The organism is Aequorivita vitellina (assembly GCF_022008365.1).
Lineage (GTDB): Bacteria > Bacteroidota > Bacteroidia > Flavobacteriales > Flavobacteriaceae > Aequorivita > Aequorivita vitellina.
In genome coordinates this window covers 1-308 of the sequence record NZ_JAIRBA010000194.1, presented here as the reverse complement: position 1 = coordinate 308, position 308 = coordinate 1, and the positions used below count along the sequence as shown (strand labels likewise).

At 40.9% G+C, this 308-nt stretch carries 1 protein-coding gene; it reads left to right on the top strand.

The features are described 5' to 3' along the window. On the top strand, positions 1-308 hold a 308-nt coding region (locus K8089_RS16480), incomplete at both ends, for a hypothetical protein (RefSeq protein WP_237604359.1).

The window sequence follows — 308 nt, the reverse complement described above, 5'->3', positions numbered from 1 at the left end:
TTCACTTTAGAAAACATTACCGCAAGTATTTTTGCCAACGGTGGAATTACAAACGTAGATGTTAACTATTACGACGATGCTGCTGGACTTCCAGGCGCTCTTATTGGGTCTGAAGCTTCTGTAACTATCGATAACCAAACGGTTATTGGTAACAACTTTGGTTTTGATGTAAATGAAGTTGAAATGACTGTAACCCCATTTACCTTTATGGGACAGGCAGGATCGCCTACAACTTACTGGGTTGAACTTTCAGTTACAGATGGCGGTGCAACGGGTAGTGTGTTTTGGGTAGTTACTTCATCTACAAT